Genomic DNA, 20474 nt, shown 5'->3' with positions numbered 1-20474 from the left:
ACGGTTAGCGGAAGTCGCAACGGCCTTCCTGCAGCCCCATCGCCTTGAAAATCATCGCGGCCGGACAGAAGCCGGTCACGCTGGTCTGCATCAGGTTGAGACCGACAAAGCCGGTCAGCAGCAGGAACCAGGGGCTCACGAGCCAGGCCAGGACCGCCGACAACATGGCCATGAAACCGGCAAACATCATTACAGCACGTCCGAGGGTCATGAGGGGTCTCCTTGCTCGGCTCCACCGGACGCCGTTTCGGTGTCCGAGGATTTGGGTTGATAAGGGGCATCACCGTCCTTGAAGACGATGTAGATGGCCGGGATGACGAGCACGGTCAGCAGGGTGGACGAGGCCAGCCCGAACAGGAGCGAGATGGCCAGCCCCTGGAAGATCGGGTCGCCCAGGATCACCGCCGCACCGATCATGGCCGCCAGGGCGGTCAGCAGGATCGGCTTGAAACGGATCGCCCCGGCATTCAGCAGGGTTTCCCGCAGGGGCTCGCCCGGACCGGCGCTGTGCCGGATGAAGTCCACCAGGAGGATGGAGTTCCGCACGATGATGCCGGCGAGGGCGATGAAGCCGATCATGGAGGTCGCCGTGAAGGCGGCCCCGAACATCCAGTGCCCCAGCATGATGCCGATGAAGGTCAGCGGGATCGGCGTCAGGATGATCAGCGGCACCCGGAAGGATCCGAACTGGGCCACGACCAGGACATAGATGCCCAACAGGGCCACCATGAAGGCGGCACCCATGTCACGGAACGTCACATAGGTGATCTCCCACTCGCCGTCCCAGAGCAGGGTGACATCTTCATCGCTCTCAGGCTGGCCATACATGCGGATCTGCGGCTGGGGCAGGTCACCCCAGTCATGCCCGGCAATGGCATCCTGGACAGCGAACATGCCATAGATCGGGGCTTCGAAGGCGCCCGCCAGTTCGCCCATCACCATTTCCAGTGAGCGGCCATCCCGGCGGAAGATCGGATAGGAGCCCGGCTCCTCGCTGACCGAGACAACATCGCCCAATTCGACCACGGTCCGGTTGCCCGGCAGCGTGTTCGCCGGCACCGGGGTCGAGGCCAGACGTTCGGTCCAGTTGCGGTCCCCGCGCGGCAGGGCCACGGCGATTTCGACCGGGTTACGGCCTTCACCGCGATGGGAATAGCCCACCGGCATGCCGCCGATCAGGGCCGCGATCGTGTCATAGACATCCGATTGCTGGACGCCGAAATATTCCAGACTGTCCTGGTCGATCGCGATCCGCAGGCGCGGACGTGGCTCGCCGAAACTGTCGTCAGTGTCGACGATGTAGTCGATCTCGTTGAACACGCCGCGCACTTCGCGGGCCACAGCCCGGCGGGTTTCCGCATCGGGACCATAGATTTCGGCGAGCAGGGTCGCGATCACGGGCGGGCCCGGCGGGATTTCCGCAATCCGGATACTGGTGCCCGCGGGCAGGTCGAGGTCGGCCAGCAGCTCGCGGGCTTCCAGCGCAATCTCGTGCGAGGACCGGTCCCGATGGTGCTTGGCCTCCAGATTGACCTGGAGATCGCCCTGTTCCGGGCGGCTGCGCAGATAATAGTGGCGCACCAGACCGTTGAAATTGAACGGGGCGGAGGTGCCGGAATAGGCTTGGATATGCGTGGCCTCGGGCAGTTCTGCCAGGCGGTCGGCGGCGGCCATCAGCACGCGCTCCGTCCGCTCCAGCGTGGCACCTTCCGGCAGGTCCACAATGACCTGGAATTCCGACTTGTTGTCGAACGGCAGGAGTTTCACCGTCACGGCCTGGAAGCCGAACAGGGACATGGATCCCAGGGTCAGCACCCCCACGCTCAGCAGCAGGATCCAGGCATTGCGCCGGGACTTCACGACCCAGCCAGCGACCTTGCGATAGGCCCTGCCCAAAGGACCCTCATGGCCCTCGGCATGGCCATGAACATCACCCTTGCGGCGTCCGGCAATGACCAGCATCAGCCAGGGCGTCAGCACCATGGCGACGAAGAAGGAAAAGATCATCGCGGCCGACGCATTGACCGGGATCGGCGCCATGTAGGGGCCCATCAGACCGGACACGAAAAGCATGGGCAGGAGGGCCGCCACCACAGTCAGCGTCGCAACAATGGTGGGATTGCCCACTTCGGCCACCGCCTCCACAGCTGCCTGCACGCGCGGGCGGCCATCCTTCATGCCCCAGTGGCGGGCAATATTCTCGATCACCACGATCGCGTCATCGACCAGGATACCGATCGAGAAGATCAGGGCGAACAGCGAGACCCGGTTGATCGTGTAGCCCATCAGATTGGAGGCAAACAGGGTCAGGAGAATGGTCGTGGGAATGACCACGAACACCACAAGGCCTTCCCGCCAACCGATCACGAAAGTGACCAGGAGAACGATCGACACGGTCGCCAGGGCGAGGTGGAAGAGAAGCTCATTGGCCTTCTCGTTCGCGGTCTCGCCGTAATTGCGCGTCACGGTCACATCGATCCCCTCCGGGATCAGGCCGCCGCGCAAGAGTTCGAGGCGTTCGATGATGTGCTCCGAAACGACGACCGCATTGGCCCCTTCGCGCTTGGCAATGGCAAGGGTCACGGCCGGGGTCCGCGTCCAGGCGCCTTCATGACCGTCACGGGTCAGCATCCAGGCGCGCGAGTCGGCCGGTTCCGGACCGATCACGACATCGGCCACATCCCGGACATAGACCGGCCGGCCATCGCGCGCGGTCAGCAGGAGAAGGCCTATATCAGGCTGGCCCTGAAGGGTCTGGCCGGCGACGACAGTCCGGGTCTGGTCGACCGCGGAAACACGCCCGGCCGGGAAGGCGCGGTTGGCCTCGGCAATGCGTCCGGCCAATTGCTGCAGGGTCACGCCATAAAGCGAAAGGCGCTCCGGATCCGGCTCGACGCGGATCTGGTCCGCCCGGCCGCCGGTGAGATAGGTCAGGCCGACATCCTCGACCGACATCAGCGCAGTCCGCAACTCCTCGGCGATATTGTAGAGCGCATTGTCATCCCAGCGGTCCGCCAGTTCGGGGCGCGGTGACAGGGTCAGGGCAACGATCGCCACATCATTGATACCCCGGCCGACGACCAGGGGTTCCGGAATACCCAGCGGCATCCGGTCCATATTGGCGCGAAGACGTTCATGCACGCGCAGGATCGCATCATCGGCATCCGTGCCGACCTCGAACCGCGCGGTGACCATGACCTGGTCATCCTCGGTCTGGGAATAGACATGTTCGACGGCGTTGATGGAGCGGACAATGGCTTCCAGCGGTTCCGTGATCAGCTCGACCGCATCCGTGGCGCGCAGGCCATCGGCCCGCACCATGACATCCACCATCGGCACGGAGATTTGCGGCTCTTCCTCACGCGGGATCACCATCAGGGCCAGGAAACCCATGGCCAGGGCAGCCATCAGGATGAGAGGCGTCAGCGGCGACCTGATGAAGGCGCGAGCGAGATTTCCCGACAGACCGAGCTTCATGGCTGCACCAGGACATCACCGGCGGAGAGGCCGGAAAGGATTTCCACGCCCCGCGCGGTTTCAAGGCCCCGCTGGACGACAATTTCCGTCACATGACCATTGCCCAGCTGAAGGCGGACATAGTCGACGCCATAGCGCGTATCGATGAAGTCGGCGGGGATCAGGATGGCATGGCGGGCATCCACGGTGACATGCACCCGCACACGCTCGCCCACGAAGAAATCACCCAGACCGTCCACAACGGCATCGGCCACAACCCGACCGTCCTCGATCCGCGGGTAGACCTGGCGGATCCGGCCCGTTGACGCGACTTCATTGCCAAGCGCGGACATGCCGATCTCGACCGGATCACCTTCGGAAATGCTCCGGGCATGGCGTTCGGGCAGGCGCAGGCGAAGCAGGTACAGCTCCGACGCGATTGTTGCGACGGCCTCACCCGGCATGATGACGCTGCCGGAGGTCACCGGTACGGCGAGAACGCGACCGCTGGCCGGCGCCAGCACATCGCCTTCCCGCGACTGCTGGACCAGCACGTCGCGGGACCGCCGGGCAGCGGCGAGCTGGCCTTCAACGACATCCACCTGCGTGCGCGCCTGATCGAGGCGGGCCTGCGGGTAAATCCCGCGCTCATAAAGGTCTTCAGCCCGCTCCAGGTCGGTTTCGGCCTGGGCATACTGGGCCGCCAGCGCATTGGCGGTGGCATTGGCCGCCGCAATCTGCGGGGCGAGACGGTCGTCCACGACAACGGCGAGGACATCACCGGCCTCAACGGAATCGCCCTCATCGACCTGCAATTGACCGATGGTGCCACCAATCCGTGCCCGCGCCGTGATCGTGTCGACACTTTCGACAGTCGCGAACACGGCCTTGCGGTCGGAAATTTCGGTCTGCTCTACCGTGTGGGTCTCGGCAGATTGCAGACTGGCCGTGGCCAGGACGAGGCTGAGGATGAGACCGGTCGCCATGAGATCACCTATTTCGGGTCAATGACCTGACCCGTTGCCGGGTCGATCGTGACGGTGGGAAGGCCGGCCGCTTTCCAAGCCATGAGTCCGCCCTTGAGATGGGCTGTGATCGCGACACCGGCCGCTTCACAACGCTGCAGGGCGTCCATGGAACGCTTGCCGGAGCCGCATTGCAAGATCACGTCTCGCGTCTTGTCGACGGGGATGGATTGGGGATCGAAGGTGGACAAGGGATGCAAAGACGCCCCGTGCAGCCGCTCTGTTGCAAACTCGCGCGGCTCACGCACGTCGATGATAACAGCACTCCCGGCCTGAACGGCGTCATGCACGGTTTTCGGATCAAGTTCGCGAAGGCTCATGGCTGGCTCCTGCCGTGTTCAACAATATGATTGACACCTAATATAGTAGAGACTAATTTAGTGTCAACTAATTCAGGAGGTGCGTTTGACCTCGCCCGACCCGCAAATCCAGGACCTCCAGTCCCAGGCTGGCGAAGCCGCCGGCTTTCTCAAACAGCTGGCGAATGAAAAACGCCTGCTCATCCTGTGCCGTCTCGCCATGGGCGAAACCACGGTGAGCGAATTGTGCGAGATTGCGGACCTGTCCCAGTCGGCGATGTCCCAGCACCTGGCCAAGATGCGGACCGAAGGCCTGGTCTCCGGCCGCAAGGATGGGCTCCAGGTCCACTATTCCATCGCGGACCCGCGCTGTGTCGGCATCCTGCATCACCTGAAATCGCAATTCTGTACGGCCGCTGATGCCCTGGAGGGCAAGGCCTGAACACAATCGGCGCCATCAGGAGACGCCGGACATAACGGGAGGAATGAAATGGCCCATATTGTTGTCCTCGGTGCCGGTCTCGGCGGCGTCCCCATGGCCCTTGAGGCCCGCAAGGAACTCCGGAAGGAAGACCGCATCACGGTCGTCTCGGATTCTGCGACTTTCCACTTCACCCCTTCCAACCCCTGGGTCGCGGTGGACTGGCGCAAGCCGGAGCAGATCAAGGTCGAACTGGCCCCGATGTTCAAGAAGAAGGGCATCGATTTCATCCACGCGGCTGCCACGAAAGTGGTGCCACAGGACAATGCCCTGGAACTCGATAACGGCGAGCGCCTGACCTATGACTATCTGGTCATCGCTACCGGCCCCCAACTCGCCTTTGACGAGATCGAGGGTCTCGGCCCGCATGGCGGCTTCACCGAATCCATCTGCCATGTCGACCATGCGGCCGACTCCAATACGCGCTGGCAGGACTTTGTGAAAAACCCGGGCCCGATCGTAGTCGGCGCCGTTCAGGGGGCGTCCTGTTTCGGTCCCGCCTACGAGTTCGCGATGATCCTGGAGACCGATCTGCGCAAGCGGAAAATCCGCGACAAGGTGCCGATGACCTTTGTCACGTCCGAACCCTATATCGGCCATCTGGGCCTGGATGGTGTGGGTGACACCAAGGGCTTGCTTGAAAGCGAAATGCGCAACCGGCACATCAAGTGGATCACCTCCGCCCGTGTCACCAAGGTCGAAGACGGGGTGATGCATGTCGAGGAAGTCGCCGAGGACGGTTCGGTCAAGAAGACCCATGAACTCCCCTTCGGCTATTCCATGATGCTGCCGGCCTTCCGGGGCATTGATGCCGTCCGTGACGTCGAAGGCCTGGTCAATCCGCGGGGCTTCATCCTGGTCGATGAGTACCAGCGCAATCCGAATTGGAAGAACATTTTCGGGATCGGCGTTTGTGTCGCCATTCCGCCGGTCGGGAATTACCCGGTCCCGGTGGGTGTGCCGAAAACCGGCTTCATGATCGAATCCATGGTGGTCGCCACGGCCCGCAATCTGCGTGCCGACTTCGATGGCAAGCCGGCGGAAAACCTGGCGACCTGGAACGCCGTCTGCCTGGCCGATTTCGGCGATGGCGGCGTGGCCTTCGTAGCCATGCCGCAAATCCCGCCCCGCAATGTGAACTGGTCCGCCGATGGCGGCTGGGTCCACATGGCGAAGGGGGCCTTCGAAAGCTATTTCCTCGGCAAGATCAAACGCGGTGTCGGCGAACCCTTCTACGAGAAGGCCGTTTTTGACATGCTCGGCATCCACAAGGTCAAAGCCAAGACCTGATCCGGACGGCCCTCAATCTTCTGTCAGGAATGCGCGCAGGTCGTCTGCAAAGGCCTGCGCCGTTCCGCCGAGATAGAGCATGTGCCCGGACGGGTAGTTCTCGAACCGGATCCGGTCTGCGGGCAGGCCCGCTGCTTCGATCTCCGCGCGCGCGTCAGCGGGCGTCGTGACGAGATCATAATAACCCGACGCCACAAAGACCCGCAGATCCCGGTTCCGGCGCATTGTCCAAGCCAGGTCGACAGCATAGGACTGGCCCGGTGCCACGCCCCGCCGCGCCCAGTTCCAACTGGCCAGGAGGTCACGCCAGCGGATCGCGGTATAGGCCCGGCCGGTCTCCACCCCCAGATCCTCGGACAGCATCCGGTTGAAGGCCGCCACGAAACCCGGGACATACTGCGCCATGGCCGGATCATCCGCGACCGGATCGCGGCCCGAGCCATCCAGCGGCAGGGTATAGCGGCTGTCATAGAGACCGGCTTCCAGCCCATCCGACGCCAGGAGTGCACGGGCCAGTTCGCGCTCGGAAACAAACAGGTCCCCGCCGATGGTTTCGGCATCCAGCCCCGTGAAAGCTTCCAATTGCGCCATGACCGCTGACCGGTCGGCGGCAGACAGCCGGCCCGCCTGCAAGGCCATCAATGCCTCACGATAGGGGCCCGCAGCATAGTCCGAAGCCGCCGCATAGGCCGCAACCGGGTCTGTCGCATCCGTGCGGCCCCGACCATGATAGGCGGCCGTAACGGCCAGTCCGGGCAGGCTGCGCGCCTGCGCTGCCGCAATGTCGGCGGCCGGGATTTCACCGCCCGCTCCACGACTGCCCAGTGTCGTGCCCAACAGGACGACCCCGTCCAGCGTGATGCCCCGCATTACCCCATTATAGATCGGACTGCCCATCAGGGCGCGCGGCAGCACCGCCGCCCGCACCGATCCATAGCTTTCACCCAGCACGTATTTCGGCGCATTCCAGCGCCCATGCTCGCTGAGCCAGAGCTCGATGAATTGCGCGATCGACTCGGCATCTTCATCCACCCCCCAGAAGCGGGCCGGATCGATACCGGGCGCAGGCCGGCTGAACCCGGTGCCCACCGGATCGATGAAGACCAGGTCGGCGACATCAAGAACGGAAAAAGGATTATCCGTGAGACCGAAGGGCGGCACGCTGGACGGGTTCACTTCCTGGTCGAGCACCAGGCGACGCGGACCGATCACACCCATATGCAGCCAGAGCGACGCCGAACCCGGCCCGCCATTGAACACAAACAGGACCGGGCGCTCCGGATCGCTGACATCACTGCGCAGATAGGAAAAGGCAAAGATCCGGCCGGTCTCGGCCCCGTCCATGTCACGCAGGACAGTTTCACCAGCGACCACCCGATAGCGGACGCGCTCACCGCGAATACGAACCTGATGCTCGGTTTCCTGCCGGTAGGCGGGCCCGACCGGACCGGTCGCCTGTACAAGTGAGGCGACAGAAGTGTCGGGAACCTGCGCCTGGGCCACACCGCCTGCCAGACTGCCCAGCGACAAGAGGGCGACCACCCATTTCAGCACTGTCCGCGACTGACCCATCACCGGCCTCCCTGAATCATGAGGGCCAGTCTAGGGGGTGGCGGCTTTCGGCTTTATGCGTTTTCAACGAAGACGGCGCATCACCCGCCCCCGCCACCGGCCGGCCGACAGCATTTCCGGCATGCCTATGCACCCGAAAAGGCCGTCCGGACCCGAACAGAAGAGCGGCCTGGCTCCACTGCCCAAGTCCGGAACGGCACGTCCCGATAGTCGGGATGACGATCAGGCCGCGTTCTTGTCGGCCTCGGAGGGAACCGCATCCGGCGCCCGATTGAGCCGCAGGAACAGCAGCGCGATGGCCGCCATCAGCGAGCCGGAGCCCATGATGATGGCCACGACCTGAAGGCCGGCGCCGGCTTCGAAGAGCAGTCCGGCAATGATCGGCCCCAGCGCAGCCCCGCCCCGGCCGACGCCGATGGCAAAACCTGTCCCGCCGGCCCGGACCTCGGTCGGAAAGCCTTGGGCAAAGAGGGCATAGAGTCCGACCACACCGGCATTGGTACAGAAGCCGGCGACAGCCGCGATCAGGGATAATTGCTGAAGGTCTTCCTGCCCGCGTCCGAACACGGCCACCATGATCGCCCCCAGCACCATGGCACCGATTACCAGCCCCTTCACGCCAAAGCGTTGGGACAGGATGCCGAGCAGGACCGCCCCCATGGCGCCGCCGACATTCGCCCAGACCAGGACACCACCGGCAAGCGGTGCGGCAAAGCCCATGTCGACGACGATTTTGGGGATCCATTTCAGGATGAAGTAGAAAGTCATGATATGGAAGAAATAGGCTAGGGTCAGGATCAGGGTGATCGAGATCAGGCGCGGCCCGAACAGGGTGCTCAACCCGGCCTTCGGCGCATTGTCCGCCGTCAGGTCCGGCAGGACCGAAACGGCTTCGCGGCCGAGGCGTTTGAGCACGGCATTGATCTTGTCCAGCGCCTTTTTGGGGCGGCGCGCCTCCAGGAAATAGACGGACTCAGGCAGCAGGGCGAGCACCAGCGGGATGCTGAGTGCCGTGACGGCACCGCCGAAGATGAAGATGGCGCGCCAGTGAAATTCGGTGAGCAGGAGCGAAGCGATGGAGCCGCCGACAATGGCGCCCATCGGATAGCCTGCCGCCATGATGGTGACGCACAGGGACCGGTTCTTCAGGTTGGAGAATTCGGCAACCATCGCATTGGTCGCGGCCAGCATGCCGCCAATGCCGAGGCCGGTGCCGAAACGAAAGGCCAGAAGCGTGTTCATGTCATGCGCGAAGGCCGCGGCGAACATGCCGGCCGCCATGATGACCAGACAGCCCAGAATGACCGGACGGCGTCCGATCCGGTCGGCCAGATTGCCGATGATGATGGAGCCGATCGCCATGCCGACAAGTTCCATGGCGAGCACCACGCCCAGCGCGGCCCGGTCGATACCCCAGTCAGCCGCAATTCCCGGTGACGCGAAGCTGATCGACAAGACGTCGAACCCGTCCAAAGCGTTCAGGAAGACGCACATGCTCACGGCGATGATCTGGGCCGTCACCATGGGTGACTGCTCGATCAGTTCTTTGGGATTCTGACTCATTTCTAGACCTCTCCATCAGCAGGACCACCACGCGCCGGCGTCCATGCATCTCCCCATTTTCAAGACAGGGCGCGCCCGGCGATGGATGTCACCGCCGGGCGCGCCGCGTCAGAGTTTGCCGCGACCGCTAGAAGTCGGTCTCCAGACCGATATACCAGGTCCGGCCGCGGTCGTAGGCGATTTCCGCGTAACCGCTACCGGTTCCAAGCGAGGAGTTACCCGCAATCGGATAGACCTCGTCCGTCGCATTATTAAAGATCTGCGCTTCTTCCAGCATGTCGCCGGTGAAGGCTGTCACGGATACCGGGGTATCCTGCAGGTTTTCCTCACGGCGACGCGCCGTAACGGTGATGACATCGGTGGACGCGGAGGCGCCCGTTTCAGACTGCGCATGAGCGGCCGTATTGATGCACAAGGCACCCATCATGGCCGCCCCACAGAGCAGCCAGATCTTGGTGGTTCTGGTCATTTTCACTCCCCTTGGCAAAAACCGGCCTTTGCCGGCCCGGTCTCTCATTATTCACTCCGGCTCTCTGGCCGGATTCAGGTGTCAGAGTTGAAGGAACCGCCTGTCGGGACTCTCTCCGGTCGCCGGTCAGGCAGCGGGTATCAGCCATCAACCTCCTCGGGCCAGTACAGCCGCACGGGATTGTCGATCAGCAGTTTGCGCAGCAGGTCATCGCCCGGCGCGAGCCGGGGCAGGATGTCGACCAGGCGGCCGTCATCGGGAATGTCATGCTGCATGTTCGGGTGGGGCCAATCCGTGCCCCACAGAACGCGGTCGGGATAACGCGCAACGATCGGTGCGATCACGGCGACGAAATCATCAAACGGAGGCCCCTGAAGGGAAAGCCGCTCTGCGCCTGACACCTTGGTCCAGAAATTCGGGTGGGCATCCATCAATGCCTTGAAGGCCGTGATGTCTGCCCCGTCGGGGCCCTGGCCGATATCGGGCCGGCCCAGATGATCGATGACGACCGTGGTCGGAATGGCCTCCAGGAAGGGTGTGAGTTCCTCCAGGAGGTCCGCCTCGAAATAGACGACCACATGCCAGCCCAGCGGTGCGATACGCTCCGCGATCTCGAGAAACTTGTCCTTCGGCGCATGGTCAACCAGGCGTTTGAGGAAATTGAACCGAACGCCGCGCATCCCACCTTGATGCAGGGCCTTGAGTTCGGCATCGGAAATATCCGGATCGACCACTGCCACACCGCGGGCGCGATCCTGGCCACAGGCCGCGATCGCCGCCAGGGTCGCGGAATTGTCGAAGCCGTGACAGCTGGCCTGGACAATGACATTGCGGGACAGGCCGAGATGGTCGCGCAGCGTGATGAGATCGTCCGCGCCCGCATCCTCGGGAATGTATTTCGCCTTCGGACTGAACGGGTAGAGCGCCTGGGGGCCGAACACATGACAGTGGGAATCCACGGCGCCCTGCGGCGGCACGAAGTGGGGCTTGCTCGGCGTGTCGGTCCAGCTCTTGATCCGGCTCATGCGAACACCTCGCCATCCATCAGCTTGCGCGCCGTGCGGATCAGGGCCGCACTGGCCACGGCGCCGGACTCATCCAGCTCCATGTCGCAGCTGATCGCTCCGGTCGGGTGTTCGATATCCAGCCGCTTGCGGTCCCCGGCCGGAACCCGGGCAAAGCGATGGGCCACGGACCCCTCCAGCAGGGCGGCCGTGGCGACGGTCACCGCACCCAGCACCCCGATCGAGGCGTGCGCCCGGTGCGGAATGAAACTCCGAACACAAATCGCGCCCTCGGCCTGCGGCATTGCGACCAGCATCATCTTGGGCACGGATTTCTCGCGCACATCGCCCAGATTCATCACCGGTCCCGCCTGCAGGCGGATGGATTCCAACCGCGCCTTCAGCTCGGTATCAGCGTCCAGCGTTTCACGATCCTCATAGCCTGTGATGCCGACATCCTCTGCCGCGAGCACCACGCAGGGCATGCCATTATCGATCAGGGTGACGGACACACCGTCAATCTCGTCCAATACCCGCTGGGTCGGCAGGAGCGCACCGCAACTGGAGCCGGCCGTATCGCGAAACTCGATCGGGATCGGCGCATGGCTTCCCGGCACGCCGTCAATCCGGGCCTCACCTGTGTAACTCACCTGCCCGCCCGGAGTCTGGATCCGGACAATGGCAATCTGGCGGGTGTTTTCCATGAAGATGGAGACGCGTGTCTCATCGTCCTCGGCGGCGACCAGGCCCCGCTCGATGGCAAACGGGCCGACGCCGGCCAGCATGTTTCCACAATTCTGGCTGTCCGAGACGATCGCCTCGTCTACGAAGACCTGCAGAAAAAGGTAGTCGACATCCACGCCGGGCCGGGATGAGGCTGAAACCACTGCCACCTTGCTGGTCAGCGGGTCGGCGCCGCCCATGCCGTCGATCTGGCGGTCATCGGGCGATCCCATGACCCGCAGCAGGAAATCATCGCGGGCCTGGGCCGCTTCCGGCAGGTCATCCCGCAGGAAGAACGCCCCCTTGGACGTTCCGCCGCGCATCCACATGCAGGGGGTCCCGTCAGACATAGCGCAATCCCATCTCCTTGAGACGGTCACGCATCTTGTAGATATCCAGTCCCAGCTCGCCGGAGGCCAAGCGTTCCCGCTTTTCGGTTTCTGCCGCTTCGCGGGCTTTTGCCTTTTCCAGAACGGCTTCCGCCTCGTCGCGCGCGACAACGCAGACGCCATCATCATCGGCGACGATGATGTCACCCGGATTGACGGCCGCACCGGCGCAGACGATCGGTACATTCACCGAACCGAGCGTGTTCTTCACCGTTCCCTGGGCGCAGATGGCGCGGGACCAGACCGGAAAGTCCATCTCCTTGAGGTCGGCCACATCGCGGACCCCGGCGTCAATAATCAGGCCCCGGCAACCACGAGCCTGGGCCGAAGTCGCGAGCAAGTCGCCAAAATACCCGTCCGTGCAGGGTGAGGTCGGTGCCAGGACGAGAATGTCACCCGCCTTCAACTGCTCGATCGCGACGTGCAGCATCCAGTTGTCGCCGGGCGGCGAGGAGATCGTGACAGCCGAAGCGCCTATTCGGGATCCCGAATAGATCGGGCGCATGTAGGAGGCCAGCAGGCCCTTGCGGCCCTGGGCTTCGTGGACCGTCGCAACGCCGCACGCACCGAGGGCTTCCACCACATCGGGATTGGCACGCTGGATATTCTGTACGACGACGCCGGTCATGAATCGGTCCTGATTTTTCGTGCCTAGAGCGGTAGGGCTTGCCTTCGCCATAACAAAATTCAAACTGTGGCCACGCTATAAGTTTAAGCTGACTGTGATCAATGGAACCCTGGGACCTCAACATCCGTCATTTGCGGGCTTTCATCCGCACGTTTGACCTTGGCACGGTAGCCGCCGCGGCCTCCGCTATTAATTTGTCGCAGCCCGCGGTGACGCAGGCGATCAACCGGCTGGAGAACCAGCTGGATGAAGTCCTGTTTGAAAGACAGTCCACCGGCATGCGGCCAACCGCTGCCGCCCAACTCATTTACCCCCGGATCTCGGCCGCACTGGAACGCCTGCAATCCCCGCATCTGACCAATGCACGGGCGCGGGCCTTCATCGCGCTGTCCACGACGGGCGGGTATGGATCGGCGGCCGCCCGTCTGGGCGTCTCCAAGGCCTCCCTGCACCGCGCCGTGAGTGATCTGGAATTGTCTTTGGGCCAATCCCTGGTGGCGCGGCGCGGTCGCGGGCTTGAGATCACCCGGCGCGGCCGCCTTCTGGCCCGAGCCCTGCGCTTGGCCCAGATCGAGATCGAATCCGCCCTCGTCGAACTTGCCGCCCTGCGCGGTCTGAGCCGCGGCAAAATCCGCGTGGGCTCCATGCCCCTGTCTCGGGCCCGCATCCTGCCAGACGCGGCTGTCGCGTTTCATGCCAGAGATCCGGATGTGGAGATTGCCATTACCGACGGGTCGCATGCCGAACTGATCGAACCCTTGCGCGATGGGGATCTGGACATGCTGCTCGGCGCCCTGCGTGACCCCGCTCCCGGTCCGGACGTGGCGCAACTTCCCCTGTTCGTCGACCGCCCGGTGGTCATGGCCCGCAGCGCGCACCCGATCTTTCACCTGGACAGGGCCATCACGGTCGCCGATCTCACGCCCTATCCCTGGGCCGCCCCCGGCCCGGGCATCCCCCTGCGGGAACAATTGGAGCTGTTTTTCGGGGAGGCCGGTCTCGAACCGCCCCGCGTCCCGGTGGAATGCGGATCCGTTATCACGATCCGGAACATGCTGCTCTCCACCGACTATCTCAGCCTGCTCTCGCCGGACCAGGTCAGCGTCGAGTTGGAAACCAATCGCCTGCGGATCGTCTGTACCGGACCGGAATGGATGAGCCGAACCATTGGCCTGACCCATCGAAAGGACTGGCGTCCGACGGCCATGGAAGCCCGCTTCATCGATTTGCTGAAGCGTGTCGCACCGACCCGGTAAAAATCACCAAAGTTCGAATTCACTTATGGAAGTACCGCGTTTCCGATTAGCGGCCTTCCGTCAAACCCACTAGCGAGGACGCCATGACTGCACAGATTGCTTTCATCGGATTTGGCGAGGCGGCCCGGGCTTTCACCGGCGCTTCGACCTGGACCGCAGCCAGCCGGGCTTATGACCGGCTGGTCGATACCGACGCGACCCGCGTCGGGCTGGAAGCTGCGTGTGAAACCCATTCCGTCACCTGCAGCCCGACGCTGGACGACGCCCTGACCCAGGCCGAAGCGGCGATCAGCGTGGTTACAGCCGACCAGGCGCTGACGGCCGCGATCAACGCCACCCAATACCTGAGCGCCGGAACGCTCTATCTCGATTTCAACTCGGTGGCCCCGGACACCAAGCGTGCGGCGGCACAAAAAATCGATGCATGCGGGGCCCACTATGTCGATGTCGCCGTGATGTCTCCCGTCCTGCCAAAGCGTCTGTCCACGCCGCTTCTGGTCAGTGGGCCACAGGCTGACCCCGCCGTGACCCTCCTCCGCTCGGCCGGCTTCACCGATGTGCGAAGCGTCGGAACCGAAGTCGGCCGGGCTTCCGCCATCAAGATGATCCGCTCGATCATGGTCAAAGGCCGCGAGGCGTTGAGCGCCTGCTGCGCCATGGCCGCCCACCAGGCCGGTGTCATGGACGAAATCCGCGCCTCGCTCGGCGAAGAGTGGGCCGAGCAGGCCGACTATAATCTCGACCGCATGCTGACGCATGGCAAACGCCGCGCGGCGGAGATGGACGAGGTCGCGGCCATGCTGACCGCCATGTCGATCAATCCGCTCCTCGCCAGCGCGACGGCCAGTTGGCAGCGCACGCTGGGAGAAAATCCGCCGGCCCATCTGCCGGACACGCTCGATGAAAAGCTCGACCTCATCGCTCAAGCCAGCAAGGCAGCCGCCGAATGACCCTGATCATTGATTGTCACGGCCACTACACGACCGCGCCCGCACCACACAATGACTGGCGGGAGGCCCAGAAAGCCGCCTTTGCAAAGGGCGAGGCACCACCGCCCTATCCGGACATCCCCGATGAGCTGATCCGGGAATCCGTCGAGGCGAACCAGTTGCGCCTGGTCCGCGAGCGCGGGGCCGACATGACCATTTTTTCGCCACGCGCGTCCGCCATGGCCCACCATGTCGGAGACCAGACGGTATCCCTGGAGTGGTCGCGCCGCTGCAATGACCTGATCAAGCGCGTGATCGACCTCTATCCCGAGACCTTCATCGGGGTCTGCCAGCTGCCGCAATCGCCGGAAGCCGACCTGAAAGCCTCGGTGGCCGAACTGGAGCGCTGCGTCACCGAGCTGGGCTTCGTCGGATGCAATCTCAATCCGGATCCCGGCGGTGGCCATTTCAAGCACCCGCCGCTGACGGACAAGTACTGGTATCCGATGTTCGAGAAGATGTGCGAGCTGGACGTTCCGGCCATGATCCACGTCTCGGGATCCTGCAATCCGGGCCTGCACGCGACGGGCGCCTTCTACATCGCGGCCGACACGATTGCCTTCATGCAATTCCTGCAAGGCGACCTGTTCCGGGATTTCCCGGATTTGCGACTGATCATTCCGCATGGCGGGGGCGGTGTGCCCTATCATTGGGGCCGGTATCGCGGCCTGGCGGACATGTTGTCCAAACCGCCGCTGGATGAACATGTCATGCGCAATGTCTATTTCGACACCTGCGTCTACCACCAGCCCGGCATCGATCTCCTGTTCGACGTGATCGATCACAAGAACATCCTGTTCGGGTCGGAAATGGTCGGAGCCGTACGCGGTATCGATCCGACCACGGGCCAGTATTTCGACGACACGAAACGCTATGTCGAAGCCCTCGATCTCTCACCGGAGACCCGGCACGCCATTTTCGAAGGCAATGCCCGCCGCGTCTATCCGCGTCTGGACGCACAATTGAAGGAGCGTGGCCTGTGACCCAGGACATCCATGAATACCTTGCCGAGTTTGACGACATCCCCGGCACGCGCGTCTACACGACCAAACGGGCCCGCGCCGGCTACTGGCTGAACCAGTTCGCGATGAGCCTGATGAAAGCGGAAAACCGCGAGAAATGGCTCGCCGACGAAAAGGCCTATCTTGAAGACTGGCCGATGACGGACGAGCAGAAACAGGCCGTCCTCGACCGCGACTATAACCGCCTGCTCGATCTGGGCGGCAATATCTATTTCCTCGCCAAGATCTTCTCCACCGATGGTCTCTCCTTCGTCCAGGCCGTGTCGACCATGAGCGGGATGAGTGAGGAAGACTACAAGGCCATGATGATGGCCGGCGGCCGGTCTCCCGAGGGCATGCGTTCGATCAAGGAGGGTCGCTGATGGCCAGAATTACCGCAGGCGTCGCCACCAGCCACGTCCCGCTGCTTGGGGTCGGGATCGACCAGGGCAAGATGGACGACCCGTATTTCAAGCCGATCTATGAAGGCTATGAATGGTCGAAAAAATGGATCGCCGAGGAAAAGCCCGACGTGATCATTCTGGTCTATAATGACCACGCCTCGGCCTTCGACATGAATCTGATCCCGACCTTCGCGATCGGTTGCGCGGACGAGTTCCAGCCCGCCGATGAAGGTTGGGGACCGCGCCCGGTTCCCCCGGTCAACAATCACGCGGACATGGCCTGGCACATTGCCCAGAGCCTGATCCTCGACGAATTCGACATGACCATCATCAACAAGATGGATGTCGATCACGGCCTGACGGTTCCCCTGTCCCTGCTCTTCGGTCAACCCGACGCCTGGCCGGTCAAGGTGATCCCGCTCGCGGTCAATGTCGTCACCTATCCGCCCCCCTCCGGCAATCGCTGCTGGATGCTGGGTGAAGCCATCGCGCGGGCCGTTGAGAGCTTTGATGAAGACCTCAACGTCCAGATCTGGGGCACGGGCGGCATGAGCCACCAGCTCCAGGGACCGCGGGCCGGCCTGATCAATGCCGAGTGGGACCAGAAATTCCTCGATGACCTGACCGCCGATCCGGAACGTCTGCGGCACATACCGCACATCGAATACCTGCGGGAAACCGGGTCGGAAGGCATCGAAATGGTGATGTGGCTGATCATGCGTGGCGCCCTGGGCCCGATGATCAAGGAACGTCACCGCCACTTCCATGTTCCCGCATCCAACACAGCAGTCGGACACATTGTCCTGGAGAAAGAGACATGAAAATCGCACTCGTCGGTGCCGGCGCATTCGGTGAAAAGCACCTGGACGGCCTCGCGAAGATTGATGGCGTTGAGGTGACCTGGGTCATCGGTCGCGAACTGGAACGCACCAAGGCCACCGCGGACAAGCATGGCGTTGCCAATGTCGGCACGGACCTGGCCGACGCACTGGCCGATCCGGACGTCGATGCCGCCATCCTGTGCACGCCCACGCAGATCCACGCCGAACAGGCCATAGCCTGCATGGATGCCGGAAAGCATGTCCAGGTGGAGATTCCGCTGGCTGACAGCTGGGCCGATGCCCAGGCCGTGATGGCCAAGCAGAAGGAAACCGGACTGGTCTGCATGGTCGGCCATACGCGGCGCTTCAACCCGTCGCACCAGTATGTGCACAACAAGATCAAGGCGGGCGAGCTGAACATCCAGCAGATGGACGTCCAGACCTATTTCTTCCGCCGCAAGAACATCAATGCCAAGGGCGAGCCGCGCTCCTGGACCGACCATCTTCTCTGGCACCACGCGGCCCACACGGTGGACCTGTTCCAGTACCAGACCGGCGAAAAAGTGGTTGTGGCCCAAGCCGTCGAAGGCCCGGAACATCCCGAACTCGGGATCGCCATGGACATGTCGATCCAGCTGAAGACGGAAACCGGGAAGATCTGCACGCTGTCCCTCAGCTTCAACAATGACGGACCGCTCGGCACCTTCTTCCGCTACATCTGCGACAACGGCACCTATATCGCCCGCTATGACGATCTCGTCACCGGCAAGGAAGAGCCGATCGACGTGTCCAAGGTCGATGTTTCCATGAACGGGATCGAGCTTCAGGACCGCGAATTCATTGCGGCCATCCGCGAAGGTCGCGAACCCAATTCCTCCGTTGCCCAGGTCCTGCCCTGTTACGATGTGCTCGGCCAACTGGAAAAAGGCATGCGCTGATGAAATGCGATGTTGCCATTGTCGGCGCCGGACCATCCGGCCTCATCCTGGCGCACTTGCTGCGCCAGGCCGGACTGGAACCGGTCGTTCTGGAACGCCGCTCCAAGGACTACGTGCTCAGCCGTATCCGGGCCGGGGTCCTGGAAAAGACCACGACCAATCTTCTGGAACGGCTGAACCTGGCCGACCGCATGCATGCGGAAGGCCTGGTCCACGAAGGCTTCCATCTGGCCGATGGCGAAAAACTGATCCGCATCGATTTGGCGGAGCTCACCGGCAGCAGCGTCATGGTCTACGGGCAGAGCGAGGTCCAGCGCGACCTGATCGATGCCATTCCCGCCCGAGGCGTGGAAGTCGTCTGGGAAGCCGATGATGTGGCGCTTCACGATGTCGACAGCGATGCACCGCGCATCACCTATTCCAAAAACGGGACGTCCCACACGCTGGAAGCGCGTTTCATTGCGGGCTGTGACGGGTTTCACGGCCCCTGTCGCAAGGCCATCCCGGAAACGGTTGGCGTGACGCACGAGCGCGTTTATCCGTTCGGCTGGCTCGGCATTCTGGCCGACGTCCCGCCCTGTGATGACGAGCTGATCTATGCCAACCATGCCAACGGGTTCGCCCTCGCCTCGATGCGCTCGGCGACCCGCAGCCGCTACTACATCCAGGCGCCGGTCGACACCAATCTCGATGAGTGGCCGGATGAGCGCATCTGGGATGAGCTGGCGGTCCGTCTGGGACCGGAGGCCGGTGGCCGCATCACGCGCGGAGCGTCGATCGAAAAGTCCATTGCGCCTCTGCGCTCCTTCGTGTTCGAGCCGATGCGTCATGGCTCGCTTTTCCTGGCTGGCGACAGCGCGCATATCGTTCCGCCAACCGGCGCGAAGGGCCTGAACCTCGCCGCTTCCGACGTAACCTATCTGTCCGATGCTCTCATCGCCTGGTTCAAGCAGGGCGACCAGAACGCGCTGGACGGCTATTCCAGCCGCGCGCTCGCCCGGATCTGGAAGTCGGAGCGGTTCAGCTGGTATCTCACCAGCCTGATGCATCAATTCCCGGAGCATTCCAGCTTTGAACGGGAGATGCAGCGGGCCGAACTCGACTACATTGCCAATTCCCGGGCGGCCCGCGAAAGTATCGCTGAGAACTATATAGGACTCCCGCTTTGACCTTACGCAGTATCGGTGACCGCCAGCTCAAACCCATCGGCCTGGGGTGTATGAGCCTGTCGCACGGCTATGGAACACCGCCGTCAGAGGCGGACAGCACGGCCCTGCTCAACCGGGCGCTGGATCTGGGCCATGACCATCTCGATACCGCCCGCCTCTACGGTCTGGGCCGCAATGAAACCCTCATCGGCAAGGCGCTGAAGCACCGACGCCAGGAATTCTTCCTGGCCTCCAAATGCGGCATCATCATTGACGGTCCGAAACGGCGGATCGATTGCCGGCCGGAGACGATACGGGACGCGGTCGAAACCTCGCTGACGCAGCTCCAGACGGATTTCATCGACCTCTACTATCTCCACCGGCGCGACTTCGAAACACCGATCGAGGACTCCGTGGGGGCTCTGGCGGACCTGATCAAGGCAGGCAAGATCGGTGCGATCGGCCTGTCCGAAATGTCGGCGGATACGCTGCGCCGCGCCCATGCGGAGCACCCGGTTGCAGCGATGCAGACCGAGTATTCCCTGTGGACCCGCAATGCAGAAATCGCGGTTCTGGACACTTGCCGCGAGCTGGGTGTTGCCTTTGTCGCCTTCTCTCCGGTCGGCCGGGGCGTCTTCGCGAACGGGCTGCGAGATCCGGAAACGCTGGAAGAGGGCGACCTTCGCCGGACCCAGCTGCGCTTCACACCGGAGCACTGGCCGGCCAATCTGGCCCTGGTGGACCAGTTCAACGCGATCGCGGCCGAGCTCGGCCTGCCGCCGGCACAGCTGGCGCTGGCTTGGGTCCTGTCGCGCGGGGATCATGTCCACGCCATTCCGGGTACGACCTCCATCGCGCACATGGAAGAGAATTTCGGTTCCCGCGACGTGACCGTCCCGCAAGCGGTGCTCGACCGCCTGGACGCGCTGATCAACCAGAACACCGTATCCGGTCCGCGCTATGGCGCTGCCATGCAGAAGACAATCGACACCGAGGAATTTGCCTGAGCCGCCGCATC

Annotated in this window: 20 protein-coding genes; 10 read left to right on the top strand and 10 right to left on the bottom strand. The window is 63.1% G+C overall.

Going from position 1 to position 20474, the window contains the following annotated elements:
* Nucleotides 1–4 precede the first annotated feature (4 nt).
* Genes FCS99_RS05235 through FCS99_RS05220 form a run of 4 tightly spaced genes read right to left on the bottom strand, consistent with a single transcriptional unit; the run spans nt 5 to nt 4801 of the window.
* The gene (locus FCS99_RS05235) at nt 5–211 is read right to left on the bottom strand and encodes a YgaP family membrane protein (RefSeq protein ID WP_138511020.1); all 207 of its coding nucleotides are present in this window, start codon (nt 209–211) and stop codon (nt 5–7) included.
* A complete protein-coding gene (locus FCS99_RS05230; RefSeq protein ID WP_138511019.1) occupies nt 208–3477 on the bottom strand; it encodes an efflux RND transporter permease subunit in 3270 nt (1089 codons plus the stop codon). The genes FCS99_RS05235 and FCS99_RS05230 overlap by 4 nt, the downstream gene beginning before the upstream one ends.
* Nucleotides 3474–4442: an efflux RND transporter periplasmic adaptor subunit gene (locus tag FCS99_RS05225; protein WP_138511018.1), complete on the bottom strand. Its 969-nt coding sequence runs from the start codon at nt 4440–4442 to the stop codon at nt 3474–3476. Before FCS99_RS05225 ends, FCS99_RS05230 begins: the two co-directional genes overlap by 4 nt.
* Nucleotides 4443–4450: 8 nt before the next feature.
* Entirely contained in the window at nt 4451–4801 is a 351-nt protein-coding gene (locus FCS99_RS05220; protein ID WP_138511017.1) for a rhodanese-like domain-containing protein, read from the bottom strand.
* Between the two features lie 79 nt (nt 4802–4880).
* Here FCS99_RS05220 and FCS99_RS05215 point away from each other — a divergent pair, with 79 nt between their 5' ends.
* Together FCS99_RS05215 and FCS99_RS05210 are read left to right on the top strand one after the other, a co-directional pair.
* Complete coding sequence (locus tag FCS99_RS05215; protein WP_407658274.1) at nt 4881–5222, top strand: ArsR/SmtB family transcription factor; 342 nt, start codon at nt 4881–4883, stop codon at nt 5220–5222.
* Nucleotides 5223–5270: 48 nt separating this feature from the next.
* The gene (locus FCS99_RS05210; RefSeq protein ID WP_138511015.1) at nt 5271–6551 is read left to right on the top strand and encodes an NAD(P)/FAD-dependent oxidoreductase; all 1281 of its coding nucleotides are present in this window, start codon (nt 5271–5273) and stop codon (nt 6549–6551) included.
* A 12-nt stretch (nt 6552–6563) separates the two neighbouring features.
* Here the strand turns inward: FCS99_RS05210 and FCS99_RS05205 are convergent, their stop codons facing one another.
* The 6 genes from FCS99_RS05205 to ligK form a co-directional block, all read right to left on the bottom strand.
* On the bottom strand, nt 6564–8123 hold the full coding sequence (locus tag FCS99_RS05205) for a S10 family peptidase (RefSeq protein WP_138511014.1): 1560 nt from the start codon (nt 8121–8123) through the stop codon (nt 6564–6566).
* Nucleotides 8124–8345: 222 nt separating this feature from the next.
* Nucleotides 8346–9686: an MFS transporter gene (locus FCS99_RS05200; RefSeq protein WP_138511013.1), complete on the bottom strand. Its 1341-nt coding sequence runs from the start codon at nt 9684–9686 to the stop codon at nt 8346–8348.
* Between the two features lie 127 nt (nt 9687–9813).
* A complete protein-coding gene (locus FCS99_RS05195; RefSeq protein ID WP_138511012.1) occupies nt 9814–10155 on the bottom strand; it encodes a hypothetical protein in 342 nt (113 codons plus the stop codon).
* A 140-nt stretch (nt 10156–10295) separates the two neighbouring features.
* A complete protein-coding gene (locus FCS99_RS05190; protein ID WP_138511011.1) occupies nt 10296–11180 on the bottom strand; it encodes an amidohydrolase family protein in 885 nt (294 codons plus the stop codon).
* Nucleotides 11177–12232 carry a 4-oxalomesaconate tautomerase gene (locus FCS99_RS05185; RefSeq protein ID WP_138511010.1) on the bottom strand — a complete coding sequence of 352 codons (1056 nt, stop codon included), beginning with the start codon at nt 12230–12232 and terminating at the stop codon, nt 11177–11179. The genes FCS99_RS05190 and FCS99_RS05185 overlap by 4 nt, the downstream gene beginning before the upstream one ends.
* Nucleotides 12225–12899 (bottom strand): 4-carboxy-4-hydroxy-2-oxoadipate aldolase/oxaloacetate decarboxylase, encoded by a 675-nt coding sequence (gene ligK / locus FCS99_RS05180; protein ID WP_138511009.1) that lies wholly within the window; start codon nt 12897–12899, stop codon nt 12225–12227. Before ligK ends, FCS99_RS05185 begins: the two co-directional genes overlap by 8 nt.
* 101 nt (nt 12900–13000) lie before the next feature.
* On the opposite strand from ligK, the gene FCS99_RS05175 reads away from it, so the two are divergent.
* From FCS99_RS05175 to FCS99_RS05140, 8 genes are all read left to right on the top strand, one after another.
* Complete coding sequence (locus FCS99_RS05175) at nt 13001–14155, top strand: LysR family transcriptional regulator (protein ID WP_138511008.1); 1155 nt, start codon at nt 13001–13003, stop codon at nt 14153–14155.
* Nucleotides 14156–14238: 83 nt separating this feature from the next.
* Entirely contained in the window at nt 14239–15105 is an 867-nt protein-coding gene (locus FCS99_RS05170; RefSeq protein WP_138511007.1) for a DUF1932 domain-containing protein, read from the top strand.
* Nucleotides 15102–16127, top strand: coding sequence for an amidohydrolase family protein (locus FCS99_RS05165; protein WP_138511006.1), 1026 nt, complete (start codon nt 15102–15104; stop codon nt 16125–16127). Before FCS99_RS05170 ends, FCS99_RS05165 begins: the two co-directional genes overlap by 4 nt.
* Nucleotides 16124–16528: a protocatechuate 4,5-dioxygenase subunit alpha gene (gene ligA, locus FCS99_RS05160; protein WP_138511005.1), complete on the top strand. Its 405-nt coding sequence runs from the start codon at nt 16124–16126 to the stop codon at nt 16526–16528. The genes FCS99_RS05165 and ligA overlap by 4 nt, the downstream gene beginning before the upstream one ends.
* Nucleotides 16528–17370 (top strand): class III extradiol dioxygenase subunit beta, encoded by an 843-nt coding sequence (locus FCS99_RS05155; RefSeq protein ID WP_138511004.1) that lies wholly within the window; start codon nt 16528–16530, stop codon nt 17368–17370. Before ligA ends, FCS99_RS05155 begins: the two co-directional genes overlap by 1 nt.
* Nucleotides 17367–18308, top strand: a complete 942-nt coding sequence (locus FCS99_RS05150) for a Gfo/Idh/MocA family oxidoreductase (RefSeq protein ID WP_138511003.1) — start codon at nt 17367–17369, stop codon at nt 18306–18308. The genes FCS99_RS05155 and FCS99_RS05150 overlap by 4 nt, the downstream gene beginning before the upstream one ends.
* Nucleotides 18308–19477 (top strand): 4-hydroxybenzoate 3-monooxygenase, encoded by a 1170-nt coding sequence (pobA, locus tag FCS99_RS05145; protein WP_138511002.1) that lies wholly within the window; start codon nt 18308–18310, stop codon nt 19475–19477. The genes FCS99_RS05150 and pobA overlap by 1 nt, the downstream gene beginning before the upstream one ends.
* Nucleotides 19474–20463 carry an aldo/keto reductase gene (locus FCS99_RS05140; protein ID WP_138511001.1) on the top strand — a complete coding sequence of 330 codons (990 nt, stop codon included), beginning with the start codon at nt 19474–19476 and terminating at the stop codon, nt 20461–20463. Before pobA ends, FCS99_RS05140 begins: the two co-directional genes overlap by 4 nt.
* Nucleotides 20464–20474: the final 11 nt, after the last annotated feature.

It is taken from the genome of Maricaulis alexandrii, assembly GCF_005871165.1.
Lineage (GTDB): Bacteria > Pseudomonadota > Alphaproteobacteria > Caulobacterales > Maricaulaceae > Maricaulis > Maricaulis alexandrii.
Note: the sequence above shows the minus strand (reverse complement) of the source record. Positions and strands in the feature narration are given on the sequence as shown.